Here is a 26,277-nt window from a genome sequence, read left to right as displayed (position 1 = left end):
GATCACTCGAGTTGATACTCTCGAAACCGTTGTACTGCAATCTTTGCGGCGGTTCTCGTGACGGCGACGGCGAGCAAGAGCGCGAGGAGCAGTGACCCGACCCGGATGCTGGCGGTCGGCACCCCGAGAGCCGCGATGCGCTCGGAGACGGACGGTGCCGTCCCCACGAAGGCCGGGAGACTGGCAAGAACCCCGATGGTGAGCACCAGCCCCTGACGGAGAAACGCCGTCGCGCCCAGTTCCCCGTAAACTGGGGCTTCAGTGAAGAAAAACGGGACTGGAGCGTATTCTATACGCTCGACTCCCAGTCCGACCATGGTTGCGACCGACGCGGTGCACGGGCAGATGACACCACCGAGGAGCGCGATCAGGAGCGTCTGTGCGACCCCGACGGAGCCGACGATCCCGAGCACAACGATGACGAGGGCGACGAGCGGTACGCCGACTACTGTTGCAGCGAGGAGCACTCCGCCGACGAACTGCCGCCCGGTAACCGACGTGAACAGCATGGGCAACGTGCGATATTCGGTCCCGATCGGGTCCGATCCGAAGGCGACACCGGCAGCGAGGCCGAGCGTGACCGCGAAATACACCAGTAGCACGGTCCTCCCACCGACGAGCGCGACCAGCGGGAATCCGACGGCGCCCATGAACACGAGCGCATACCCCGTGGACAGGAGCCCCCGTGGGACGCGCCGTTCCATCAGCCATCGCTCCCGAGCGACGGTGTACGTGGCACGCGGGATGCGTTCACCGACGACTCGCTCTACTACCCCTGTTTCGAGCAGTGAATGCGAACCGCGAGAGCCTGTCGAACTGGCAGAATCCTGTTCCCAGATGCGGCGTACGAAGGCTGTCGCTCCGACCGCGAAGACGGGCACTGCGGTAGCGAGAAGACCGAACACGCCCACTGTATGACGGACCGCCTCACCTGTCCCGTCGAACGCGCCGACGAGCGCCATATCCACGAACCACGCCAGCGGCAACGCACCGAAGACTCCGGTCAACGGAGCGAGCGACAGCGACAGTTCCTCCAGGAGCATCGCACCGACCACGAGCGGGATCCAGCCGAAGACGACGAGGAGGTCTCTGTAGTACCGTGCGCGGACGAACCTGAGTGCGACGAGGCGAGCAGCGAGCCTGCTGGTGGTCCCGAGTGCAGCGGCGAGCAGGCCCATACCGACAATCGCGAGGGTGACCGTGAGTACGGCCGTCGGCGCTCGGAGTCCGACGGCGGTACCGACTGCGATGCCGAGCGTCGGCACGGCGAGCGTGGTGAGCAGGCGAGCGTAGACGAACCCCAGCAGGCCGAGCGCAGCCGTTCTGGCGGGGACAGTCGTCAACAGCAGGTCCGGATTTAGCCGCTCGAAGCGAACGTGTGTGTACTTCGAGCTGCGCCAGACCATCCAGACGAACGCGACGCTCACAGCGAGACCCACCAGATCATCCGGAAACGGCTGTCCCGCGGTGATGTCGCGTCCCAGCGAGTATGCGAGCCAGCTGAGGCCGGCGGCGAATCCGAGGAGGACGACGAGGAAGACAGGCTGTCCCATCGACGGGGTTCCGAATTCACGACGATGGCGCGTCCACTCTGCACGGGTGATTTTCGCACCCTGTCGGATATCTGTGGGTATGCGAGTGAGCCGGTCCATAGTGTCTACGAGGCCATCTTTCAGCGGACTCGGTCGTTAGATTCGGCCGCCTCCGTAACCGCCGAATGCACCGAAGTCCATGTCGTCGAAAAACGCCGGTGCGGTACTCTCGGTCGCGTAGACGTACAGCGCCGTCTTGGCGACACCACTGAGCGCTTTCCCGACCAGGAGACCGAAGACGAATCCGGAGCCACCGACCACGACCGCCGCCAGCAGCTGGATCCCCGTGCCTGCGGTCACGACGAACGTGAGGACGCCGAGCGTGAGGCCGGCGAGCGCCAGCAGGAACGAGAAGACGTCGATCGTGGCCATTGCCCCGATGGACTCTCCCCACGTATTTTTGAACGTGGTCGCACTTTCCGAGAACATCTCCGTGAGAGACGGGTCACGGAAGACGATCACGGGGACGACGAAGTAAGTCATCACACTCCATGCCACCGCGAAGACGCCGGCGAGGAGCTGCGCGACGAGGTTGTCCTCAGATTCGATGATGCGGATGATCACGCCGAAGATAGCGGCGACCACCGACCAGGCTAACAGCGGTAGTTTCCGCTGCCAGGCGGCGGCGAGCGCGCCACGGATCGACGGTTCCTCGCCGTGGAAGACAGTCCGAGTCGCTGCGACGAGGGCCGCCGTGAAAAACGACGCGACGAATGTCTCGACGAGATAGGCGAGGAACAATGCGCCGTACAGTACCATGCCGGGATCCCGAATGGAGTCCGTGAGGAGCAGGCTTCCGAACAGCGTTGCGATGAACGCGATCCCGGAGATCCCACCGACGAGCGGGAACACCAACAGTTTCGGATGGACTCTGAGTACGCGACCGCTCCGGCGTGCCATCCCGAATCCGATTTTGAGGCGACTGAACACTCTCATACTGGGTGGGCGTCTCCCGTGGTATTGACAGCTGTCCTCCTGTTCGGAGTCAGAGACGGGCCGAAAATTTTATGTACTGAAACGACAGGAGAGCCGACAGTTCCTCCGGGTCTGAAACATTCAGACCTCAGTTTCCGACCCCGGGATCCTGTTGTCCGCTTCATCACTCACGGGGGACTCGTACCGTACCTGAACGACGGTAGTCCTCATGGAGGCCGTCGAGCCAGTCCGGGATGTGATGAAAGTCATCGTCGGTCCGGACAAGACGGTCGTGGCTGGCGACTTCCATCCCGGCTGTGATAGCATTTGCTTTCCCGGAACACCCGCCAGGGTCGCCGGCAGGGATCAACTGGACGGTCTCTGGGAGCGGTTTTCGGTCCGCGACCGGGTCTTCCTCGCTATCGTGGATAACAAGCAGTTCATTTTCAGGTCCCAACTGTGCGGCGACCCCGTCACAGGCGGTTTGTCTGTTCGACATCCGACTCGAAACGTGAGCGTGGATATGGATGGTAGTTTCTTGTGGCTTCTCTGACTGAAGCCAGGCGGAAAGCCCAGAACGGCACAACCTATATTGACGAAACGAGAGATGGCACACGTACAGTGTCCGACGTGCGGGATCCTGAAGCACTCGCAGACCTGCTCGGTGACGAGTGTGCGCGCACGATTCTCGTCGAGGCGAAAAAAGAGCCTCGCTCGGCGGCAGAACTCAGCGACTGCGCTGGTGTCTCGGAGCCGACGGTCTACCGGCGGCTGGAGCGTCTCCGTGAGTACGACCTTGTTACGGAAGATATCCAGCCAGTCACCGACGGGAAGAATTACAAGCTCTATCGGACAGAACTCGACGGAATCGAACTCGATCTCAGCGAAGACGGCTTCGAGATCACGGTTTCACGTCGGGAACGGATGGTCGACCGCTTCACGCAGTTCGTAGAGGGAAGCTAACATGCTCGATACACCGCTTCAGTTGGTCGATCTCGAAACGCTACGAACGATTCGACAGGTGAGCGAGGTGATTCCGATGATCCTCGGATTGGCGATTAGTTACCTCGCCTACACCGCATACCAGCAAAACCAGAGCCGTCCGATGCTATACATCGCTGCCGGATTTATCCTCGTGTTGTTCGTTCAGGCTCCGCTTGGCTTGGTACTGATTTACCTGCTGGAGCTGCCAACTCCGGTCCTCAACAGCATTATTCAGATCCCTGAGTTCATCGGTCTGGGCCTGATCCTCTATGGGCTGTGGGTGCCACGCCGAGACTAATGTTGGTGGTTCACGTGCGTGTCAATTACGGCCAGACTAACCTGCTCGTGTGGCTTTCCAGACGGATCAGTTATCGCTCAATCTTGTGCAATTAGGGCCACCAGAGGCAAATAGTCCAGAGAGATGCTCTCCTCATCGGATATCGTGTTCAGCATACCATCGAAGCGATTGTCCACCTCGCATCCGGTATCCACGAGAGCTCAGTACAGTCCCGATAGCTACCAGTTCACAGGAAGAACGGTGACGTGCCCGGGGGCTATCTTGATTCAGCGAGAGAATCTCGTCGTTTACCGCGGGCGTGAATCGCGTAAGCGACGGAACCATTATATCGGCGGCGAGACGAGCGCACACCGACCGAGGCGGTCTGCCCGCCCCCACGCCGGGACAATCGGACAATCTCGGGATTCCACCGCTGACCGAAGCAGGCACCCCTGCTGTCGGCAGACGGTGGGTGCGGATCACAGGTACTCCCGAATCCCAGACGGAATAAGGATAACGGGGGCGTGGCACTCCCAGCACACCATCGGTGTGCAAACCCGAGGTTCCCAAACCAGCCGCTCCGGTGCCTGTCGAAGAAAGAATCCACCCTTTCGGTCCGGGAATATCGGGGTGATCAGCGAGTGCTACGACCGCGACGACATCGCTGACCGTCGGTTCACAAACGTCCCCGTGTACGGGGAGAGAAGTATGTTCCCAGCGGGTAGAGTGACACCACGCCCGAACCCATGTGTTATACTGGGTTGACTTCAACGAGTGAAGCCAGGAAAGCCGCCCTTTTTCCATGCGTCCATATCTTCGGGTGTCGATGACCGAAGCAGATACCGACACCAACTTCGAACGAACTGCAGCCCGGTCAGCCAATGACGACCGGCGAACTAATCGCGGTGGAATCACGGGTCGCGTCGTCTCCATGCTGTGGAATCGAACCGAGAGTCGTCCCCGTGCACTCTGGCGGATACTCGGAGTGTACGTTGCCGCGCTCGTGGGCGTGATGCTGCTTCCGGCGCTCGTTCTCGCAGGTACTGAACTTCCACCGTCTGTCAACGGGGCCGCTACCAATCTGATCGGTGCGTTTGTTGGCCTCCTCCTGGCGGTGGGTTTCACGAAGTACATCGACCGTCGGCCGCTGACCGACTACGGACTCGCGCTCAACTCGTCGTTCCTGAAGGACTTCGGCGCTGGCAGCGTCATCGCTCTGGCGGGGATGGGTGTGGCACTCCCCGTGAGCCTGTTCGCCGGGTGGGCGACCGTCTCCGAGGTGTTCTCGGCTGGCGCTGGCGCGAGCGTGTTGCCGTTCGCCGCCGCGTTCGGAGCGTACACCATCCAGTGGGCGTTTACCGCCTTCTGGGAGGAGCTGGTCTTTCGGGGCATCATCCTGACGAGCGCCGTCGAAGGGCTCCGGAACCGGTGGCTGTCCGACCGTGGCGCGGTCGTGGCAGGGGTGATGGCGTCGTCGCTGATATTCAGTCTCGGACACTTCCCGGGGACGCTCGAAAAGTTCGGCTTCCGGGTGGCGTTAGGGCTCCTCCTCGGCGCCGCGTACGTGTGGACCGACTCGCTGGCACTGCCGATTGGCCTCCATTTCCTGGTCAACTTTGCGATGAACAACATCTACGGCCTGGTGAACGTCAGTGAGGCTGCGGAGATCCTGCCGATGCTGATCCGGCCGGCGTTCACTGGCCCGTCACAGTTCGTGCAGGTGTTCGGGTTGGTCAACTTCGGAGCAATCCTCTGTGTTGCAGCCCTCACCGTCGGATACGTTGCTCTCCGGAACGGTGACTTCGGGTCGCGGCTGTCGTCGGCATACATGCAGTGAGAGTGACCTGAACACCTCCGACGTACGACGCGCGCATTGACGTACAACTGGTCGACGAGTCGTCAGGTCGAAGACGTGCTATCGGTGTGCGTGTCAGGGCGTCGGAGAGGCGTGTTACGTATCCCGATTGCGGACTACACGACAACGCGGACAATCAACGGTACGCTCACTATTGACAAACAATACTTGTAAATCTCCTGGGGGGTCGAACACAGACCGGTATGGACCTCGCCGAACGGGACGCGGTGGTGACCGGCGCGTCATCGGGTATCGGGGCGGCGACCGCCAGGCTTCTCGCCCGGCACGGGTGTTCCGTCGCGCTCGTCGCACGGCGTCAGGACCGGCTGGAGTCACTCGCAGACGAGATAGCCGCCGAGACACTGGTCGTCCCGACCGACGTGACCGAGGAGGACGCGGTCGCTTCGATGGCGGAGGAAGTCCGCTCTTCGTTCGACGGCATCGACCTCTTGGTAAACAGCGCCGGCGTCGCCCGCGGTGGCCCCGTCGCGGAGACGGAACTGGATGAACTGCGAACGAGCATTCGCGTCAATCTAGAAGGCGTCATGAACGTGACCCACGCGCTGCTCCCGTGTATACTCGAATCCGAACTGGGTGACGTGATCACCATCTCCTCGCTAAGCGTCCGGTACCCCCAGGAAGGCGGAAGTACCTATACGGCGTCGAAGTTCGGCGTCAACGGGTTCATGCGGTCACTCCGAAAGGAACTGTCGGACGAGCCGGTCCGCGTCACGGTCGTCATGCCCGGCCCGGTCGTCACCGAACTCAACGACTGGGAGCACTGGGACGGACGAGCGATGGATCCGGAAGATGTCGCGGAAACGGTCGTCTTTGCCGCCTCGCGGCCGGCTCGCGTTGAACTCACCCAGATCAGTGTCGACTCGACCGACAAACTGTAGCAAGGCAGAGTGTCATAGAACGGTTGCCACACCCATCTTTTGACCTTCCGAACCGCTCGATACAGAGTATGTAGTCATCATACCAATACGATTCAAGTCAACCCTGCTGCAGTGCTTGTTCAAGGACCCACCAGTCACAATCTTTATTTCCAGATACGAATAGCACCTCGCATGGGAGATACAACGCTCGAAACCATCGACGACCTATTACAAGGGGTTATCGAAGAAACAGATGATTCCGACATCCATTATAAACTCCAGAGCGCCCGCCAACTCATCACAGTCGTACAAGATCGACACGAGCAGATTGGCGAGACCCTCACCAAGGAAGACATTGACGAGGGCACACTCGACACACTTCGTGAACTCGGCTACGTCGAGTGACCCTCGAAAGCCCTCCTATATCTGTTCAAGTTCTCGTAGTATCTTGTGCAAGATTCGCATGCTCACTGAGCAGGTGTTTCAATCCGGACCTTGGCGAAATCAATCCATGTGACTGTTTCTATGCCACGCTCGTAGCAAGGTACTGACCGACGAGGGGGTGTCACTCGCGCGTAGAGAAGGTGGCGCGGATCGGCTCACCGGGGTGAACCGTCGACCCGACGTCGACGGGAACGTCGTCCCGGTCGTGAGTGACCCGACAGTGCCCCGCGATGGTCGCGAGCGCGAGCGTGAGTTCCATCCGTGCGAAACGCATCCCGATGCAGTGGCGTGGCCCGCCCCCGAACGGGAAGTAGGAGTACTCCGGTCGGTCCCCCGGCGGTTCCTCGATACCGTCCCACCGGGAGGGGTCGAACCGGTCCGGGTCGGTCCACCACCGGTCGTCGGTGTGGACGTGGAACTGGGGGAGCACGACGAACGTGTCCGCCGGCACGCGGTACTCGCCGACGACGACGTCCTCGTCGGCCTCCCGGAAGATGGCGGCCGCCGGCGGGTATCGCCGGAGCGTCTCTCTGAGCAACTGCTTCGTGTACGTCAACTCCGGGAGGTCCGCCAGCGTCGCGGTGGCGCCGTCCACGACGTCGTCGACCTCCGCGTAGAGCCGGTCGGCGACCGCTGGTTTCCTGCCGAGTTCGTAGAGTGCCCACGTCAGCGCGGTGGCGCTGGTCTCGTGACCGGCGAACAGGAAGGTGATGAGCTGGCTCCGTAGCTCCGATTCGGTGGGGCCCTCGTCCGACCGCTCGCTGGCGGTGACGAGCGTCGACAGGATATCCTGTCTGTCGCCGTCTGGCTCAGTTTCCGCGACGAGGTCGTTGACGACGGTCTCCAGCTGTTCGACGCCGCGACGGTACCGCCGGTTACCGGGTGTCGGCAGCCAGTCGGGAAGATCCACCGAGACCGGATTCTGACTGCTGCGTTCGCGGATCGCTTCGGCACCGGCCCGGACCGCGCGGCGGTGTTCGTCCGTGTCGACGCCCAGCAGCGTCTTCCCGAGGACCCGCAGCGTGTACGTCGACGTCGCCTCCGTCAGGTCGACAGCCTCCGGAGTCGCCGCCCATTCCTCGGCTATCGCGGCCGCGTACGTCGCCATCGTCTCGGCGTAGTTCTCGATACGCTCCCGGTAGAACAGCGGCTGGAGGCGGGTCCGCTGTGTCTGCCACCGCTCACCGTCGGCCAGTAACAGACCGTCGGAGAGAACGTCCACGCCGCCGGCACGTTCCGGTTTCCGGAAGCTGTCGAATTTCTCGACCAGGACTTCCTCGATAGCGTCGGGGTCCAGCACGCCGACCATGTCGTAGGTGCCCATCGAGAACCGAACCACGTCGCCGTGACTCGCGACGTCATCGTAGAACGCGTACGGGTCGCGGCCGAACGAAACCGCGCTCCCGATGACCGGGAGTCCGGTCCGCTTGGGCGGCAGGGGTCGCTCGCTGTTGCGTTCACTCATATCACTATCTGGCCGACACTGCTCGGTCGACGGACCCCGAGGGGACCGTGGTCGGGACTGGGGCGATACCAGCGAGGGGTTTCGTATCGGGCGAGATCACAGTTCAGAATCCGAGTCATACGTACTTGAATCGGTATCGAGAGTTTCAGACCCAGAAACGAACACCACACCGGAGGTCCGTGCGAACCCTAAACCACTTCACTGCGTCTCATACTGTCGGACACAAGCAATGCCACCGTTCGATGATTGTTTCGGGGTTTTTTGACCGTTCGTCCCCGAACGGCGGAACGCTCTTCACGAACTTGTGTCCGACAGTATCAGTCTCTGAAACGGTGCTGTACGGTACATGCCCCGGTCGCTCGTTGCTTCTTGTATGGGAGATGCAAAGACTGCACCGAAGCCCGTTCGAACCGACACGAAACCGCCGACTGCGAGCCCTGACCCCGTTCCAGCAGTGGTCGACTGGGTCCTGGGTGCCATCACAGCAGTGGTCGGTTTCGCCCTAACCGCGGTCGGTGCTGGAATGTACACGCGGGTCGACCGGACCATAATAACGGAGTTCATCACCGCCGAAAGCACAGAGGTGAACGGACTCACGCCCGCCGAGGCGGTCACCGCTGGGGTGCCGTTCGTCGACTGGTTCTCGGTTGGGGTCGCACTGACAGGCCTCGGACTGGTCGCCGCCGCCGCGGTGTTCGTCCGCGGACGCCGGCGGACCCGCCGTCGGGTCGCCAGCGAGGGCGGAACGACCGCCACGTTCTGGGCCAGCGCTGTCTACGGCGCCGCTGTGACTGCGCTGGTTTCGTTCGTCCATGGGTCGGGGATCGTCGGCGGGGCTCTCGCTGCGTATCTTCACGAGGGCGAGTCCGGTCTGCGGGTCGGCGCCACGACGGGACTGGTCGGCTGGGCCCTGACAGTTCCGCTGCTGGTGTTTCTCGCGGTCGGGTTGCTCGCCGGAGCCGGCGCGGTAGACAGGTTCACGGGCGGCGTCGTCCTCGTCGGCATTACTCTGGTCGGCGAACTCGCGGCGCTCGCGCTCAACGTCGGGTTCGGTGCGCTCGGCGGTTACCTCCCCGACCGGTTCGTCTGACGGTCGACGCCAACGACAGACCTCCCGTCGCCCCCGGCGCTCGTATCGCTATCGAGACGAGGGGAGTTGACGACTCGCCGATTATCGGTCGTCGCCGGTTCTGTCGCGATCCCTGCCGAACACAGCGCGCGCTACCAAGACTACTCGCACAGGCGAAAACTGGGACGATATCGAGACGCCCCACACAGACACCCAGGGCGGGTTCCCGTCGAGGATAGCAACTGCCATCGGCATGCCCTTCTCGAAGAGTACACCCCGTCCGAGAGTGTCAGGACCGCTCAGAACAGGTCGAGAAACCCGTCGACGACGATAGCGCCGAGTTCCAGCACCGCGTCTTTGCATCGTTCGAACCGACCTGGTCGCTCGCTCTCCGTCTTGTCTTCGTGGTCGTTTTTCATGGGTTCTGGGTCCCTCCGAGAGCCGGTCGGATCCTCGGATGTTCGATGATCGTGGTCCGGATCAGGGTTCCCATGTCCGGGGCGTGGACTTCGCTCCGTCGTGAGCGTCTTCCACGTGCGTGCGCGGTTGCCGTACGGAATCGAACTGTCGCGGACAGTGAGGACACGAGATCAGGCTCATGCGTTCCTCCTCGTCCGCGATCTGCCGGGAGTGGATCCATCGACCCCGTCGCGGTCGCAGTGCCGGTCTCGATGAGAGGTGACGCCGAACCCGGTCGTTTCGGGAGCGGCGACGGTCGACCTCTCTCGTGTGGACGCTGCCATACTCGTTCTGTGGGGCGGATCGAATATATGCCACCAGGCAGTGTTTCTCGTCCCGAGACGGCCCGACGAATGGTGGTGCCGAGAGCGGGTCCCAGTCGACGTGCGAGACATCGGGCTAGCGCCGGTCTATACGGGACTCGGGTCGCCGGAGACCGACACACGAGTGAACCAAATGACCGGCGCGGTTGAATCGTCCTCGATGGGATTCCGTCCGCATCGCCGAACAAAAACGGAGGGGGTCAGAGAGGGACCAACAGGGTGACAGGGTGGCCCGATACCGGATCGTCCGGCCGGGGACGGACTCTGTCCAGTGGGTGGAATGAGGTGGGATGGGGTGGGGCGTGTGGTGAGATGGTGGTGCCGGATATTTTTCGTCGGCCGCCTCCGACTGGCGGCTACCTGAATGGATGGCCGGAGTAGTAATCAACGCCCACCCAGTGTTGCTGGGTCTGAGACACTGTCCGAAGAGAGGTTTCCCGGGCATTCGAATCCGGTCGTCCCGACCGCGCTGCTCGTCGTGTCTCCTCGCAGGTCCCACTGGCGAATCAGGGTAGCTGAGAGGTGCGGCCGTGTCACGAGCTCGTACTTGCGTCGAAAACCGTCTCCGTGAGGGAAAACGACACCGGGTACGCTCTCGGCAGAGACGCTAGTTCACTGGCGCTGCGACGTCTCCTCGTACGGCTGGACGACGACGAACCCCTCGGAACCGGTGAATTCCATCTGTATCGATTCGCCGGAGGTCTGTCCGATTTCGAGCGTCTTGTTCCTGGCGACCGACGGCGAAAGGTTCGCACTCCAGGCGACGGTCGCGTCCGGATCCGTGTTGACCGGCGGCGTCAACACGAGCGGGTCGCCGTGTGTCGAGAGGGCTACCGTCCCGGGACCGGTCAGATAGACGTTCGTCAGCCCCCCGGCGGTCGCTCCCGAAACCCCGTCGATAGTGCCGATCTCGTAGTCGACGCGGGACTCGAACGCCAGAACGTCGTCACCGTTGAGCGAGAGCGACTCGTCTGCCGCGAGTTCGAGCGTCTGGACCTTCTTGCCCTGGTCGGCGACGTACACGTGGCCGGTCCCTTCGGCCGCCATGACCGGCGTCCCCTCGCTGGTCACTGCTTCCTTGATGAATCCGGTGACGCCGCCTTCGGCCGAGGATTTCCCAGTGAATGTGATGTCGCCGGTATAACCGATCATCGAGCCGGCTTTCACCATCACGGTGCCGTCAACGGTCACGTCGAGAGTGTAGCTATTTTCCGTCTGAAACGTCTCGTCCGTCTCGGTCGGTGCGTGTGCCGATGTGAACTGGTCGACGTTCATCGTGTCTCCATCCGACCCGACGTCGGCGAACGTCACGTAAACCCCGACAGTGTCTCCGGGCCTGAGACACTTCCCGTCTACTGTACGGTGAGTCAGGACGTGGTCTCCGTCGTCGCCGTCGGAACGAACTCAGAGAGACTCTCGCCGACCCGGAAGTCGACCGGGTCGTCCACGCCAGCGCCACCGACCACGACCGCAAGGCGCTGTTCGTCGGGCGTATCTATCTCGACTGTCTCGGTCACCCGGGATTGGCTATCGACATCGTCGGCCATGTCGACAGTGACCTCGTACGCACCTGACCCGTCCCACACGTCGTCGTGGGTCGCGAAGGGCTGGCCGTCGCCGGTATCGGTACGCGAGGAGATCAACTCGAAGGTTTCGTCGAGACGAGACTCGCCGTCGGGACCCGCAACCGCGACCGAACCAGCGAGTCGCCGGTCGGTCTCGTTGAACACGTTGACCTGGCCGAGGAACTGATACAGGTTCGAGCGCATACCCCCGTCTTCAGGCGGGGGTCAAGCGGACAGTAGTATGAGTCTCCACGGGTCTATCACGGTCTGGATTTCCATCGCTTCTCGTTTTACTTTCACTCCGGATGGCCGAGCCTTATTGCGGTTCCGGCCAACGTAACTGATACGATAAATGGCTGCGGTGACGAAGACGCTGGAACTGCATCTCGTCGACCCCAACGCCCACAAGGAGCGCAAGCTCCGTGAGACCAGAGACGCATACCAGCAGGCACTTCAGACTGCCTTCGACGCCGATTGCACTACGCAGTCTGCCGCCAACGACGTGGTGGTTGAGTACGACCTCTCCGGCTACGCGAAAAACGCCCTCAAGCAGTACGTCCCCCAACTCTGCGGCGACAGTTACGACGCCAGCGAACTCCACGATATCGACGATCACCCGGTGAAGTTCACCAACGAGGGCGTCCAACTCGACCACCACCCACAAAACCACTACGAGTGGTACGCGAAAATCCCGCATCACGACGACTATCACCTCTGGTTGCCTGCCGCTCCAATCCCCGAGCAACGCCCGTGGCTGGAAGCATTACACGCGGGTGATGCCGAGATGGGTGAGTGTCGATTGCTGGAACGCGACGGGACGTGGTATCTCCACGTCACCGCGACCCGTGAGGTCGAAACTCGGTCGGCGGCCGACACGGAACGGACGCCGGTCGGGGTGGATATCGGGGATGCTGCCTTGGCCACGGTGTGTCACCGTGACGAGCGCGGTACCCCGACCGCTCCCGACATTTACAGCGACGAGGCATCGCAGATACGCCACCTCCGCAAAACGTACTTCACGGCCACGCGCCGCCTTCAGCGCCGCGAGAGCGAACGAATCATCGAGGAGTACGGCGACAGCCTCTGGGAGCGCATCGACCAAATCATCCACCGCATCTCCCGGCAGGTAGTCGAACGCGCTCAACAGGTCGACAATCCTGTACTGGTACTGGAGAACCTCCAGTACATCCGCGAGACCACGGACTACGGCGCGTTCATGAACCGGCGACTGCACGGATGGGCGTTCGCCAAACTCCACGCGCAAATCCAGTACAAGGCCACGGAAGCGGGGATTCCCGTCGCGACGGTAAATCCCCGAAACACCTCCAAAGAGTGCCACGCCTGCGGCGAGACAGGAACGCGCCCCGAGCAGACGACGTTCCGGTGTCCGAACGACGACTGTTGGGTTACGGAGTATCAAGCAGACGTGAATGCCGCGCTCAATATCGCAGACCGCTACCGTGGCGGAGAGAGCCAGCCCCAAACTGACCGGAATTCCGGGCCGAAGGCGGCTGGCGATGACTCGGCTACGGATGGGGCCTCATTGACCGGGCCACAAGACAGCTACTCCGAGGGCGAACCCCGCCCGGCGACGAGTGGAACGTATGCGTCTTGAAACCGCAACGGGTCACTAAGACCCGAAATCCCATGGCGGGATTCCACGGCCTGAAGGCCGTGGAGGTGGTCAATTCCATCGGAGTTCCCCAATCTTGTAGCCCTGTTCTTTGAGTTTTCCGAGTGCTGTGATGTTTTTCGCAATCCGCATGACGGTGGGCTGAAGAACTTTCGAGTAGATGTCGGTGAGTGCGTCCCACCAGTTTTTGAGGTCGGGAAGCTCGTCACGAATTTTCCGGACACGCTGTTTAACGGTGCCCTCGTCGTCGGGGAGCTGGTTGAAGCGGTACAGGGCGTGGTTGTAGAGCTGTCTACAGGTATCGCGGTGATAGTCCAGCGTCTCACGCTGGGCTTCTGTGGGTTTGAGGCGATACCTGTAGTTGTAGTTCATAGGTTACGAGTCACGTTCTTCGATAAGTTCGTCCAATTTTTCTTGAACGAACGAGGAGAGATTCAGGTGGTTCTCCTGAATCCACTCTTCTTGGTCTTCACGGATGGTGATTGTCTTCCGTTTCACCGTATGCATATTATATTTATAGTACGTAATATATGTTCGGGTTGCATGGGCCTGTGGGTCAGTAACAGAACAGTGTATGGAAGATGATGACGGCGGTGTATCCCCTCCCTACTGCGCTACTCGGTCGCTTCACTTCCTGCGTTGCTTCTTGAGGAAGGGGGCTTACCGCCTGCTATCAGCTAAAGTCCCCCTACGCAGTGTTTCGGGTCCTGCAACGCCGCGAGCGGGTATACGTGCTTCCGGGCGTGAGAACGTGGTATGAATCGGTCACTCACTGTCCACCGACGCGTTCACGACCCGAACGAACCGGGCGCAGAGCCGCCGGTCGTCACCGACGAAAGTCTGGTCGTTAGGAACTACAACCACGAGACGGTCGAGGTCACTGTCCAGTTTCTCGATCCCGACGACGACATGGCGTTCGACCGCACGTACGCGCTCGGCCCCGGTGACGTCGCGAGCACACCGACCCGACTCCCGCGTGGCGTCTATCGCGTCGTCGCGCGACTCGACGACGGCGCACTCGGCACGGACGGCCGGGACACTGCCGACTGTTTGGTGGGGAGTGACCCGACCGAGACGGCGGTCGTCGAAACCGGAAACGGGGTCGTCAGCGTCACTGAAGGGGTGGTTTGAGCCCGCGGCGTCGAACTCCGACCGGACGGCAGGTCCCCCGCCGGAGCGAACGTGCCTGTCGGAGGGTCGGTGGTGGGACCGTCGTCGGTCGGGCCCCCGGTTGGTTCGTCGTCTGTCGGACTGTCGACAGCGTCGTCGGTTTCACCAGCACAGCAGCCAGTGCTGCCGTCATCGCGCCCATTCCGAGCAGGAATCGGTGTCGGCACTGACTCGTCTGTGTTCCAGTCTCGTCGTCGGCAAAGCGTGTTGGCATACCGGTGAACGCCTCGTTGCGTTATCAGTCCGCCTCGGCGGGTTCCCCGCGGTCGTCAGACTCGTATTCGGCGTCGTGGAGTCGAACGGTCACGACGCTGCCCTCGGGGTCGTTCGTCTCGAAAGCGAGTTCGCCGCCGAGTTGGGTGACCGCCCACTTGACGGTCCAGAGTCCGACGCCTCGCCCGTGTTCGAGCGAGGTTTCGGTCCCGTCGGTCAGGATCGCTCGCTCACGTTCCGGGATCCCGGGACCGTCGTCCGTGATGGCGACCTCGGCGGTGGCCTCACCACGAGACCGCACGCTGATCTCGACACGTGGGGACGACCCGTCGGTATGTTTGACCGCGTTATCGACCAGTTCCGAGAGGAGTTTTCGAACGACGGACTCATGAGACGAGATCTTCACTCCGTCGGGACATGAGAGCGTAATGTCGCTCTCTGGAACGGCAGTCCGGTACTGCTCGACGACGTCCCTCGCGATGGCCACGAGGTCTATGCGCTCGGGGACATCGGTGCTAGCCTGCATGACCTCCTCGGCCTCCCTGGCTTTCTCGCTGAGGTCGACGAGATCGGTTGCGCTCTCGCGTATCCCGGCCCGTAACGTCTCGTCCTCGACGCGGTCGGCGTGGGCGAGGACGACGTCCAGTTCGTTGCGGACGTTATGCCGGAGAACCCGATTGAGCACTGTGAGGCGCTGTTCACGGGTCTGTCGGTCGGTCACGTCCCGGAACACGACGGCCCTGGCGACCGGGTCGCCATTCGTCTCACTGTCATTCCCAGTCGAATCGACGGCCGACACGCTGTACTGGAACTGCCGGCGCCCCTTCGTCGTCCGTAGTGCGACCGTCCCAGTCGCGCCCGCAGAGAGGTTGGTTCCCTCGATACCGTCGATGACCGTCTCGACCGGTTCGCCGACGATGGCGTCCGACGACCGGTCGAACAGTTGCGCCGTCGTCTCGTTGGCGTCGAGAACGTACCCTTCCCAGTCCAGAACGACCACCGCCTCCTGTAGTGCCTCCACGACCCGGGTCCGAGCGACTGATTCGGACCTTGGAAAGCCAGTCATGACCGGATATCGTCGAACCGCGACGGCGAATAGGACACCTGACGTGAGGAAACCGACAGTGACGCCGTCGGCAGCCGAAGCGCTCGTTCCGACCGCACCCCCGAGATAGGGCGCACTGGTCGCCAGTACCAATACTGCTATTTGCAGGTTAGAGATACGGGCGTGCCGCCGGCCGAGGCGGACCAGAACGTACGCCGCGTAGACAAAGAGCGCGAACAGGTACAACACCGCCGCGGCCAGCAACGCGAACAGCACGCCGACCACCGGACTCCCTATCGAGTCGGGAAACTGGAGCGCCGAGACGGTCGCGATAGCACCGCCTAACACTACCGGGAACACGGTTCCGGCGAGCATGAGGGCCCGTCGCCGCGTCAGACCGGTCCCGCGGCCGGCGTACCCGAGGACGTACATCGTCCAGACCCCCGGAACGACGAGTCCAACTCCCAGGAGCGCCAGTTCGAGCGCGCTCGTCAGGTTGTGGCCTGCGACCGCTGCAGCGAGTTCCGCTCCCAGCGCGAGGACTGCCCACGCCGTCATCAAGGCGAGCAACGCCACAAACGTCTTGCCACTGGGCCGGTTCCGAGACTGAAACGCGGTCCAGGTCGTCCAACTCAGGAAAGCCACGGCTGTGCCATCCAGTGCGACCGCTCCGAGCGTACCTGCTAGTGACATCGGTCGGCGACCCTGCCCACCCGTGCGCCCGCCGGCGCGACCACCCACCGTGACCCACGCGGTTCGACGGCGCTCGTCTCTGGAATCTCTCCGGGCGTCGAGGATTCCCGACGGTTGGGTGCCCCTTCGCCGAGGGGCTTCGCGATCGGTGACGCAGTCCTGGGCGAACCGGTGGCCGAGTCGATAGCGCCGCAGTTTGCCTTCCGCAGAGGGGATGGACCGTCCGCCCGAATGCGGCGAGGAATCCAGGCGCGAACCGTCCGGTGGACTCGGGGCAACATGGCCGACGCTCGTCACCCGGAGCACATAAAAACTGAACTGATGTCTCAGGTTGAGCAACACGGACCACCTGGGCTCCCGGGCCGGCTTCGGTCCGCGCGAGAACCGCACTGCCACCTGTATGTGTGTCGTTCACATGCCGATAGCTAGGGTAGGGGTTGCGCGGCGATGCGAAATAGTAGCGTCTGGCTACAGGGAGTGTCGGGTACACGGATCGAGTAACGATGTCACAGTCAGATTCGGTTCGTGCCGCCGCCGGCCCAAATGTCGAACGAACTGCCGACCCACTCGCGAACGACGAACCGCCGGTCGACGTGCCGAAAGCCCTCTCGCTGTTGAGCGACGAGTACGCTCGCGAATTACTGGGCGTGCTCAGCGAGGAATCGCTCTCGGCCCGGGAACTGGTGGACCGTCTGGACATGTCCCGGGCGACCGTCTACCGCCGCCTGGACAGGCTCGAATCGGCCGGAGTTCTGGAGAGTTCGATGCGCATCGACCCCGACGGTCACCACCGCAAGTGCTTCCACGTCATCGTCGAGCGGATGCAACTCGCGTTCGACTCGGAGGGTCTCACGCTCGAAGTCGGTGAGTGACTGTACTTGGAACACGACAACTCGCTCCTCTCTCCCTGTTGCAACCCGGATAGCGCTGACCCGGTTCCCCGATCGGATAGATGGTGGACCGCATCTGGACGAGACGGGTAACCGCGTCTTCGCCAGTCCAGTGAGAAACACGTCTCCGGAGACTGTGTCCTCGCGACGGTCGCTCGACCGGTTCCTCGCCCGGTGGGACCTGTCCCGAAAACGAGCGCCTGTCCCGGTCGACGCACATCGCGGTTCAGTGACGGGTGCGGCAACCAGTTTTGCCGACGCCCCTGAGTCCCACACTCCTTGCGTGCGGGCGGTCGAGGACCGGCTCGCCATGGTTGGACGGACCATTTAATTCTGGGGGTCGATTCACAGGGCCAGCACCCGTCCGGTGGGAGTTTTTCAGTCGAGTTACCACGATACGACCATGGGTCGAACCGTACAGCACGAATCGCCCGAGAACGGTGACCGGTCGCTCGCGAGTCGCGTCTTCGGCGTCGGTTTGCGACGCGAAACGTACGCCAACCTGGCGTATCTCCTCGCCCGCTTCCCGCTCGGGGTCGCCTATTTCGTGACTTTCGTCACCGGCCTCAGCCTGGGACTTTCGCTGGTCCCGCTGGTCGTCGGCGTCCCGATACTGGTCGGCGTCCTCGCGCTCGCGGGGTACGTCGGGGTACTCGAAGCCCACCTCCTCCGCGGACTGCGGGGCAGTTCGGTGTCCTACAACCCCGTCGACCCCGGTGACCAGTCCGTGGGAGCCTACGCGAAGTCGGTCGTGACGAACCCGCGTAACTACCTGCTGGTCGCGTACGCCCTCGCGTCGTTCGTCGTCGGTGTCCACCTGTTCACCGCCATCGCGGTCGTGTTCACGCTCGCACTCGCGCTCGTGGCCGCCCCGGCGCTCTACTGGCTGCCCGGGGTCGACTACCAGCTGACGACTGCGTCCGGCGCCGTGGACGTGGGGCCGTTGACCGTCGATGCCAGCTCCCTGAGTGGGGCCGCTATCGATACGTTCCCGGAGGCGCTGGCCGCCTCACTGCTCGGGGTCGTCGTCTGCCTCGTCGGCCTGCACGCAGTCAACCTGACCGCCCGACTGGTCGGCGGGCTGACCGAACGACTGCTCGGGCAGACCACGCAGTGAGAGCGGGAGCACTGAGCGCGACGATACACCGGTTTCAGGTTCGAGCGTGACGTAGAAACCGGTACACGCATTATATATACATTTTTTGCCAAGACAGACTTGCGAGATGTAGGGTGCGTCTGTTGCGTCCCAGTGGATGCAGAACACGACAGCACCTCCAAATACCGGCTACGCCACTGTCATCAGGGCGACCGGAGAACCATGTGACGTGTTGCTCAACCTGAGACACTCCGCGTCTCGTTATATATTGACGGAAACAAGATATGATGCATTCATGAGGTTACGCAACCACACAAACGGAGTGTCGACAACCCGACGGCAGGTCCTCGCGGTGAGCGGAACAGTCCTTCTGACCTCGGTAGCTGGGTGCAATACTATATTGAAACCAGTTAGAGATGCCACGAGTGATGTGGCACTCGAAGAGGTAAACGTGTTCAACATGGCAGACCGACAGATCAAGGGCTCGATCGAGGTAGTTGATCCCGCCGGAGACACCGCTCTTGAGAAGACGTTCGACTTAGAGTACGAGCAAGACCAGAATAGCGGTGGCGTGTTCGGAGCCACTGGCGAGTATGCGGTCAGCGTCGAACTCACGAATACGGCGATAGAAGAGAATTCGCAGGCAAGTAAGACAGTGGCTATCGACGACACGGACGAAGAGAAGATCGGTGTCGTATTCAATACGAACGAGGAGTACGAACCCATCGTCATCCGTGTTGGCACGACACCGAAAGACTTCCTCGAGGTCGCGAACTGATATTATCGGCCCTGATGCTGTTCAAATATTTGAAAAAGCCTACTAGTGCGCTGCCAACAGTACACTTGATACATATTCAGGCATATTGTCTACAGGCGGAGCGGGCCGAGTGCCTCGGAGATTGACGACCCCACACACTCTATTCGCACTGGCCTCTGTAATTGTACCTAGTACCTGGGCTTTCCGGCCCTCAGGGTAACGTCCTCGATCACGGCTATCCGTCGGCGTCACGAATCATCACGTCGGGAAGGGCCACCATGACCGCCGTGCCGCCGAGGTCGCTGTCCTCGAACGAGAGCGACCCGCCCATCGCCTGAACAGCCCAGTTCGCCCCCCAGAGGCCGAAGCTGCTGGCGTGTTCGAGCGGGTCCTCTTCTCCCGTCTCGATCACCGAACGTTCGTCGTCGGGGATGCCCGGACCGTCGTCGGCGACGACGATTCGGAGTCCGGATTCGCCCCGTTCACAGCGCACCACGACGCGGGGCGACGGGGAATCGTTGTGCTCGACTGCGTTCTCGACGAGGTGTCCGAGCGCGTACCGACACAACTTCGGGTCGAGGCTGACGGTCACGTCCGGGCCCGTGATGCTCGTGTCGGCGTTCGTCTCCGCCGTTGCGTCGGCGACGACGTCGTCGAGCAGAGGGCGCAACCCCGTCGGCGTCCGGTCGGCGACTGACCGCCCCATCAGTTGCTGGACCTGTCGCGTCTCCTCGCTCAGTCTTCCGAGTCGGTCGACGCCCGCTATCGCCTCGGTGAGGTCGGCGTCCTCTGCGTGTGCGCGGATCACGTCCAGTTCGTTGCGGACGTTGTGTCGCAGGATCCGGTTAAGGACTGCCAGTCGCTGGCGGCGTATCTCCCGCTCGGTCACGTCGATGAGCGTGACGGTGTAGCCGAGCGTCTCACCGAACTCGTCGACGAGCGGCGAGACGCTCGGCTCGAACTGTCGACGTCCCGATGTGGTCCGGCAGGTGATCGTCTTGCGGTCGGTCAGCGTGGCGACCGAGTGGTCGGTCACGTCGTCCAACTGCTGGGGGTCGTCGAAGCTCTCGACGGCCGAATCGTTCGAGCGGACAACTCGCCCTTCGTCGTCGAGGACGACGATCGCCTCGTCGGTTTCTGTGAGTGCCGCTCGTTCGCCGAGTCGTCGCGTCCCGGGGAGACGCGTCACGAGGTCGTATCGCGTCACGCCCAGCGCGAGACTCCCCGCGGTGGTGAGGAACGCGCCACCGATCAACACGTCGTTTACCAGCGGCGTCGACGGACGAGTCGTCTGGAACGCGAACACCAGGGCAACGATGGGCAACACGACGGTGACGCCCTGGGCGACCGACAGTCGGTCGTGTCGGTAGGTGGTGACGACGACAGCGATTACAAGTGCGAACACGAAGGTGACGAGCCCGAGCGAGAAGACCGATTGAACGGTCTGTATAGTCTGAACCGTCCCGTCGCTCACCGGGCCGTCCTCCAGGAGCAGGGCCGCGAGAATCAGGCCCGCGGACGTCGCCACGACGGTCGCTCCGGCGAGGATCCGCCGGCGGGTGACCTGCTGTCCCAGCCCGATGTATCGAGTCGCGAAAACCGTCCACGGCACGACGATCAGGAAGTAGCTGATCCAGCTCGCCTGGGAGGTGATGGATGTCCCCACCCCGAGGACCGCGTACGCGACACTGAAAACCGCGAAGGTCCCGGTGAGAACGACGTACGGCCGTGCGAGTCCCGTGTAAACCCCTCCCCGACGAAGGCGTCGGAAGACGGTCACTGTCACGAGCCCGGCGACGACGCCACTCACGGCTGGGGGACCGACCCTGAGAAGCGTCAGAGCGTCGAACTGAACCACCGTACCGGGAACGAGTGTGTCGGCCTGAAAGTTGTTGTGGATGTCACAGCACGGGTCGGCGTCAGTCTCCGCTCGACGACATCTCGTGTCTGGTCCTCACTGACCCTTTGCGACGCTATACCACTCGCCGTCCCAGCTGACGGTGTACTCGACGACGGCCTTGATGCCAGCGAGGCTGTACAGCGGCAACACCGCCGGCATCAGGACGTACCCGACGCCGAGGCCGTCGAGGCGACCGGAGGTACTGTCGTACAGGCGCAGCGACAGGGCCGACCCGACGAGCGTCAGCGCCGGCAGCAGCGCCCAGCCCGCAACGCCGTTGACGACGAGGACGGCCATCTTCGAGACCAGCGACAGCATGAACAGGTTACCCAGCACCGACCCGGCACAGATGACGGGCGAGAGCAGGTCGCGATAGCACCGCGGCGACGTGCAGTCACCGAGGAGCGAGTGAAACACCTGCGCGTAGCCCGTCATCCAGCGCTTGCGCTGGCCCCACCAGTCGGCCATCGTGTGTGCTGCCTCGATAGTCGAGGCATAGGAGAACTGTTCGACGACGTCGAGGTCGGCCTCGTAACAGTCGAACGCGAAAGCGTAGTCCTCGGTGAGCATCGCCGGGTCGTAGCCGTCGACGGCCTCGAACGCGTCGCGGCGCATGACGATCGTCCGACTCGCGGCCATCGTGAAGCCGGTGACTGCGGTGAGAAGCCGCTGACTGAGGTCGCCGAGCACGACCGACTCGTAGTAGGCGACCGTCTCGACGATCCCGTCCGATTCGGGAACCGTCCGCCCCTGAACGACGTCGCAGTCGTCGAGTTTCGCGACCGCGGTCGAGACGAACCGCGGGTCGACACGCTCGTCGGCGTCGAACACCGCCAGATACTCGCTGTCGGTCGTCTCGGCGGCGTAGTTGACCGCGCCGGCCTTGCTCCCCGGATATCGGGTGTTGACGAGCACGTCGACGCGTTCGTCACCTGCGTACTCCCGTGCGCGTTCGATCGAGGGTTCGTCGTCGGGTTCCGCCACGACGAGGACCCGGAGGTCCTCGTACCGACTCTCGAGCAGACTCTCGACGCTCCGGTGGAGCACTGCCGTGTCCTCGTGGACCGGGACGACGGCCGTGACCGTCTCACCTCTTACCGGGAATCGGTCTTCCTCGCCGACCGCGAGCTGTCCGAGCAACACGAGCCCGGAGAGACCGAACAGGCCCGAAAGAGTCAGACAGGCGAAAACCGCCTGGAGGACCACGATACTGCTCCCGCCCAGGACCGCCGGGAGAGAGACGACCATCGAGAGCCCGCCCTGGACGAACCCGACCGTGACGACAGCCGTGACCAGCAATGCGAACGCCCCGACGTCGAGCGCGTCGCGGGCGGTCGACGGGACCAGTCTGCGGAAGGTCGTCGTCGCACGATTCAGTGTCCGTTCGACAGAGGACCGCCGGAAGAGGCCTGACTGTGACATCGTCGTACCAGTACGGTATTCCGGAGACTCCCTGTATCGACAGGCTACTAATCTGAAGCCCTCGCGAGTGCCACTCTAGCTATGCAGAGACAGGGTCCAGTCCGCCGGTCCGATAGGTGATTCTGCTCGGGCGTGGGTGTCTCCGGGTCTGAAACACCGCACCGCCTTTAGTCACCTGCTTACCCGTATCATCAAGTGCATGTCGAAACTGAAAACAGGCGCCGTCGTCGCGGCCGTTGCGACTGTGGCTGTCGTCGCCGCCCGGGCGCTCAAGCACTGACCTGGCCCGCAGGCCCGGTCTCGTCGCACCGTGACGACCGAGTCGAGGTATCGTATGCTGACCGACCCCTGTGACACACGTTCTCTCCTGTTCGCACTTGCGACTCGTGTCCCACCGGACCACCAGGCGTCGTTTCTGCACTGCCGCACATTCTGTCCCCGCGACAGGACTCCCGCCCCCTGGAGATCGCGCCTGAACCGGTCGTCTGCCGTCACCGGGGCCGTTCATCCCGTTCTACGTGTTGGGCGCATCCAGCGTATCTACAGTCGCTAGCAGCCGTCACCGTCCGGGGAACGTCCGTCTAATACTGAAGGGACGAAGAGACGGAGCACCCACGACGGGTTCGTTACAACTCACCGTCAAATCGTACCGTAATCAGAAGTCGGATCCCCCTCAGGGTATCCCGTCAGCAAAACCGGTGAGACGAGTGAATCACCGCTTTTCGAACTCAAGGACGGACGTAGCAACTACGTCCTCGTGCTGACAACACCTCCGTATTCAGCAGCCAGAGTCGGACCGTATCGCGAACCGAACAGTAGATTCGCCGGGTCAAACGGGAGTCCCGTTCTCCGGAATCGACTGGTACGCTCGTCGAAACACGGTCGAACCGTCTGATTTATAAATCAGATGGGGTAGCCACTGCCGGGGGACCCGGTTGGGAGCGTTCTGTGCAGTGGTATTAATTGCGTTCGCGACAAGTGTGAACTGTTCGCATGAACGGGGACCGTGAGGGTTCTGAGCCTGAGCTACTGGTGGCAACAGGGGACCAGTCGTTCGGGAGAGCGGTCGTCGACGCGATCGAGAGAGCGGGGGTGGCGGCGAGCGCAGAACGCGTCGAACCAGGGACCGATGGTCTGACAGGACGCGACACCGGCGAGTTCGATGGCGCTATCGTGGACGGCGAGGTAGCCGAGCCGACAACTGTCGTCGAGCACCTCACCGAGAGGGCGGCGCTTCCGGTCGTCGTCCTGAGCGAGTCGTCCGGGACCGACGACACTGTCACCCGCGCTCTCGAGGCGGGAGCGACCGACGTCTTTCCACGGACGACAGCGCGCACGCAGTACCAACTCGCCATCGAGCGACTGGTCGCCGCCGACTCCTCGCGGGGCACCCGGCCAACAGCAGCGGGTGAAACCACCTACCAGCAGGCCTACGAGGCGCTGTTCGAGAAGATTTCGGAGGGGCTGGTCGTCCACGACCCGGAGACCGGCGTGATCGTCGACGTGAACGAGCGGTTCTGTGAGATGAACGGCTACGAGCGGTCGGAACTGCTCGGCGAGTCGATCGGTATGGTGCTGACGGATGCGGACGGCTACGGACCCGAAGCGGCCAAAGAGATGATCCAGCGGGCGCGCACGGAGGGACCACAGCGCTTCGAGTGGCGCAACCAGCACCGGGACGGCGAAACCTTTCCCGTCGAGGTGGACCTGACGGTGATCGAACTGGGCGACGCGGAACGAGTCCTCGCGAGCGTCCAGGACATCACCGAGCGCAAGCGCCGCGAGCAGGAGTACGAGCAGATCTTCGACGGGGTCAACGACCCGATAGCGGTGTTCGACCCCGACAGTGGCGAGATCATGGATGTCAACGAGCCGTACCACGACATGATCGGGTACGACGACCTGGAGACGATCAGGGGGCTGGGAATCGAGGGGCTGAGTGCAGGCGAGGAGTACACCGGGGAGCGTGGCGCGGAACTCATTCGGGAGGTGAGCGAGACCGGCGATCCGATGACGGTCGAGTGGGAAGCCGAGACGGCGAGCGGTGACCGGCGGTACCTGGACATTACGCTGTCGTCGGCAGTCATCCGGGGCGAGGACCGGGTGTTGACCATCCAGCGGGACGTGACCGAACGCAAGCGCCGCGAGCAGGAGTTCGAGCAGATTTTCAACGGAGTCAACGATGGGATCACGATCCACGACCCCGATACCGGTGAGATACTCGACGCCAACGAAACGTACCTCGATATCTTCGGGCACGACGATGTCGAAACGGTTCGGGAGCTCGGGATCGGGGGGCTCAGCGCTACTGAAGAGGGGTATACCGAGGAGCGGGCACGAGCCCTGATCAACGATGTCGCGGTAAGCGAGGAGCCGAGAACCGTCGAGTGGCAAATCGAAACGATAGATGGCGAGCAGCGGTGGTTCGAATCGACAGTGGCACCTGCGGAGATTGCCGGTGAAAAACGGGTACTCGCCATGCAACGGGACGTTACAGAACGGAAGCGCCGTCAACGGGAGTTCGAACAGATCTTCAACGGTGTCCAGGACGCAATTGTCGTATTGGACCCGGACACAGTCGAGATTCTCGACGCCAACGAGGCGTTTCTGGACATGTTTGGCTACGAAGATATCGACGAGGTTCGCGAGCAGGGCGTCTCCGGCCTCAGCGTCACCGGAGAGGGATACACCGAACAGCGGGGCCGCGAGATCAACCAGCGCGTGGCGGAGAGCGGCCAGCCGGAGACGTTCGAATGGAAGAACGAAACCCGATCCGGCGAACGCATCTGGCTCGGAGTCAAGGTCGCACCGGCCGTCATCGGCGGTGAGCAGCGAACCATCGCGATCCACCGAGATATCACCGACCGCAAGCGCCGCGAACAGCGCCTGAAGGTGTTCAACCGGATTCTGCGCCACAACCTCCGCAACCAACTCGACGTAATCCAGAGCCACGCCGAAGAGTTGGCAGACACGACGACCGACGACCACGCAGAACGGATCGTCGCTGCTGTCGACGAACTGGCCGGGATCGGTCGACGCGCGCGGGACATCGACCGGATCCTGTCAAAGGACAATACGCTGGCGGATGTCGACGTCACCCAGACGCTGCGCGAGACCGTCGAGACGGTAGAACCAACGGGGAGCGACGTGTCGGTGACGACCGAACTTCCGGAAGAGACGCGCCTGCGGACCGACGAAGAAACGGTACGGATGGCGGTCGAGAGCGCGCTAGAGAACGCGTTCGAGCACGCAGCGTCGACCGTGGCTGTTGCGGTCGAGGACCGGCCCGACGAATGCGTTATCACGGTTGCCGACGACGGACCCGGTATTCCGGAGGACGAACTCATGCCGATCGAAGCACAGACCGAGACACGTCTCCAGCACGGGAGAGGCCTCGGCCTGTGGCAACTCCGGTGGTGTGTGGATAACCTCAACGGAGCGCTGTCGTTCGAGACTGAAGCGGGGACGACCGTCCGTATCACGGTACCCGGTCGACGCGAGTCGGGTCGCCCCGACTGATACTGCGACCGTTTTCAGGACGGGTATCAGACACCCCCGGCCCAGCGGATCTCATCGCGGAGACGGATTGTCACGTCGGTACAGAATCGCATTGACCTCCTCCCACCCCTAAA

At 62.5% G+C, this 26,277-nt stretch carries 20 protein-coding genes and 2 pseudogenes; 12 read left to right on the top strand and 10 right to left on the bottom strand.

The window, feature by feature from the left end; translation table 11 throughout:
• Positions 1-2: 2 nt before the first annotated feature.
• The 3 genes and pseudogenes from ACMGFG_RS12530 to ACMGFG_RS12520 all read right to left on the bottom strand — a co-directional run.
• Positions 3-1,652: a hypothetical protein gene (locus ACMGFG_RS12530; protein WP_436930665.1), complete on the bottom strand. Its 1,650-nt coding sequence runs from the start codon at positions 1,650-1,652 to the stop codon at positions 3-5.
• A 36-nt stretch (positions 1,653-1,688) separates the two neighbouring features.
• Complete coding sequence (locus ACMGFG_RS12525) at positions 1,689-2,528, bottom strand: DUF6159 family protein (protein WP_436930664.1); 840 nt, start codon at positions 2,526-2,528, stop codon at positions 1,689-1,691.
• Positions 2,529-2,709: 181 nt separating this feature from the next.
• A pseudogene (locus tag ACMGFG_RS12520) lies at positions 2,710-3,006 on the bottom strand (glycosyltransferase family 2 protein); the annotation flags it as partial.
• A 122-nt stretch (positions 3,007-3,128) separates the two neighbouring features.
• On the opposite strand from ACMGFG_RS12520, the gene ACMGFG_RS12515 reads away from it, so the two are divergent.
• The 5 genes from ACMGFG_RS12515 (at position 3,129) to ACMGFG_RS12495 (ending at position 6,906) form a co-directional block, all read left to right on the top strand.
• Entirely contained in the window at positions 3,129-3,470 is a 342-nt protein-coding gene (locus ACMGFG_RS12515) for an ArsR/SmtB family transcription factor (protein WP_436930663.1), read from the top strand.
• 1 nt (position 3,471) lies between these two features.
• A complete protein-coding gene (locus tag ACMGFG_RS12510; protein WP_436930662.1) occupies positions 3,472-3,789 on the top strand; it encodes a DUF7521 family protein in 318 nt (105 codons plus the stop codon).
• An 805-nt stretch (positions 3,790-4,594) separates the two neighbouring features.
• Positions 4,595-5,605 (top strand): CPBP family intramembrane glutamic endopeptidase, encoded by a 1,011-nt coding sequence (locus ACMGFG_RS12505; protein WP_436930661.1) that lies wholly within the window; start codon positions 4,595-4,597, stop codon positions 5,603-5,605.
• Between the two features lie 221 nt (positions 5,606-5,826).
• Entirely contained in the window at positions 5,827-6,522 is a 696-nt protein-coding gene (locus ACMGFG_RS12500) for an SDR family oxidoreductase (RefSeq protein ID WP_436930660.1), read from the top strand.
• Positions 6,523-6,693: 171 nt separating this feature from the next.
• Positions 6,694-6,906, top strand: a complete 213-nt coding sequence (locus tag ACMGFG_RS12495; RefSeq protein WP_436930659.1) for a hypothetical protein — start codon at positions 6,694-6,696, stop codon at positions 6,904-6,906.
• Between the two features lie 160 nt (positions 6,907-7,066).
• On the opposite strand, the gene ACMGFG_RS12490 is transcribed toward ACMGFG_RS12495, so the two are convergent.
• Complete coding sequence (locus tag ACMGFG_RS12490; protein ID WP_436930658.1) at positions 7,067-8,410, bottom strand: cytochrome P450; 1,344 nt, start codon at positions 8,408-8,410, stop codon at positions 7,067-7,069.
• A 346-nt stretch (positions 8,411-8,756) separates the two neighbouring features.
• Between ACMGFG_RS12490 and ACMGFG_RS12485 the strand changes: the two genes are divergently transcribed.
• Positions 8,757-9,500, top strand: a complete 744-nt coding sequence (locus ACMGFG_RS12485) for a DUF5518 domain-containing protein (RefSeq protein ID WP_436930657.1) — start codon at positions 8,757-8,759, stop codon at positions 9,498-9,500.
• A 1,373-nt stretch (positions 9,501-10,873) separates the two neighbouring features.
• Here ACMGFG_RS12485 and ACMGFG_RS12480 read toward each other — a convergent pair.
• Positions 10,874-11,536 carry an AIM24 family protein gene (locus ACMGFG_RS12480; RefSeq protein ID WP_436930770.1) on the bottom strand — a complete coding sequence of 221 codons (663 nt, stop codon included), beginning with the start codon at positions 11,534-11,536 and terminating at the stop codon, positions 10,874-10,876.
• A 92-nt stretch (positions 11,537-11,628) separates the two neighbouring features.
• Entirely contained in the window at positions 11,629-12,030 is a 402-nt protein-coding gene (locus ACMGFG_RS12475) for a hypothetical protein (RefSeq protein ID WP_436930656.1), read from the bottom strand.
• A 148-nt stretch (positions 12,031-12,178) separates the two neighbouring features.
• Between ACMGFG_RS12475 and ACMGFG_RS12470 the strand changes: the two genes are divergently transcribed.
• Complete coding sequence (locus ACMGFG_RS12470; protein ID WP_436930655.1) at positions 12,179-13,441, top strand: RNA-guided endonuclease TnpB family protein; 1,263 nt, start codon at positions 12,179-12,181, stop codon at positions 13,439-13,441.
• A 75-nt stretch (positions 13,442-13,516) separates the two neighbouring features.
• Here the strand turns inward: ACMGFG_RS12470 and ACMGFG_RS12465 are convergent.
• Positions 13,517-13,831, bottom strand: a pseudogene (locus tag ACMGFG_RS12465) (helix-turn-helix domain-containing protein); the annotation flags it as partial.
• A 384-nt stretch (positions 13,832-14,215) separates the two neighbouring features.
• On the opposite strand from ACMGFG_RS12465, the gene ACMGFG_RS12460 reads away from it, so the two are divergent.
• Positions 14,216-14,590, top strand: a complete 375-nt coding sequence (locus ACMGFG_RS12460) for an Ig-like domain-containing protein (RefSeq protein ID WP_436930654.1) — start codon at positions 14,216-14,218, stop codon at positions 14,588-14,590.
• A gap of 277 nt (positions 14,591-14,867) precedes the next feature.
• Here ACMGFG_RS12460 and ACMGFG_RS12455 read toward each other — a convergent pair whose 3' ends face one another.
• Positions 14,868-16,580, bottom strand: a complete 1,713-nt coding sequence (locus ACMGFG_RS12455) for an ATP-binding protein (RefSeq protein WP_436930653.1) — start codon at positions 16,578-16,580, stop codon at positions 14,868-14,870.
• A gap of 503 nt (positions 16,581-17,083) precedes the next feature.
• On the opposite strand from ACMGFG_RS12455, the gene ACMGFG_RS12450 reads away from it, so the two are divergent.
• The 3 genes from ACMGFG_RS12450 to ACMGFG_RS12440 all read left to right on the top strand — a co-directional run bounded on the left by ACMGFG_RS12450 (position 17,084) and on the right by ACMGFG_RS12440 (position 19,344).
• Positions 17,084-17,452: an ArsR/SmtB family transcription factor gene (locus tag ACMGFG_RS12450; protein ID WP_436930652.1), complete on the top strand. Its 369-nt coding sequence runs from the start codon at positions 17,084-17,086 to the stop codon at positions 17,450-17,452.
• Positions 17,453-17,873: 421 nt separating this feature from the next.
• Complete coding sequence (locus tag ACMGFG_RS12445; protein ID WP_436930651.1) at positions 17,874-18,587, top strand: sensor domain-containing protein; 714 nt, start codon at positions 17,874-17,876, stop codon at positions 18,585-18,587.
• Between the two features lie 409 nt (positions 18,588-18,996).
• Entirely contained in the window at positions 18,997-19,344 is a 348-nt protein-coding gene (locus tag ACMGFG_RS12440) for a hypothetical protein (RefSeq protein WP_436930650.1), read from the top strand.
• Positions 19,345-19,558: 214 nt separating this feature from the next.
• Here the strand turns inward: ACMGFG_RS12440 and ACMGFG_RS12435 are convergent, their stop codons facing one another.
• Together ACMGFG_RS12435 and ACMGFG_RS12430 are read right to left on the bottom strand one after the other, a co-directional pair.
• Positions 19,559-20,989 carry a sensor histidine kinase gene (locus ACMGFG_RS12435; RefSeq protein ID WP_436930649.1) on the bottom strand — a complete coding sequence of 477 codons (1,431 nt, stop codon included), beginning with the start codon at positions 20,987-20,989 and terminating at the stop codon, positions 19,559-19,561.
• A gap of 288 nt (positions 20,990-21,277) precedes the next feature.
• Complete coding sequence (locus ACMGFG_RS12430) at positions 21,278-22,645, bottom strand: glycosyltransferase family 2 protein (protein ID WP_436930648.1); 1,368 nt, start codon at positions 22,643-22,645, stop codon at positions 21,278-21,280.
• 1,173 nt (positions 22,646-23,818) lie between these two features.
• Here ACMGFG_RS12430 and ACMGFG_RS12425 point away from each other — a divergent pair.
• Entirely contained in the window at positions 23,819-26,164 is a 2,346-nt protein-coding gene (locus ACMGFG_RS12425; protein ID WP_436930647.1) for a PAS domain S-box protein, read from the top strand.
• Positions 26,165-26,277 lie beyond the last annotated feature (113 nt).

The organism is Halosimplex halobium, assembly GCF_051414055.1.
GTDB lineage: Archaea > Halobacteriota > Halobacteria > Halobacteriales > Haloarculaceae > Halosimplex > Halosimplex halobium.
The sequence above is the reverse complement of the archived record's forward strand: the minus strand, read 5'-3'. Positions and strand labels throughout refer to the sequence as shown.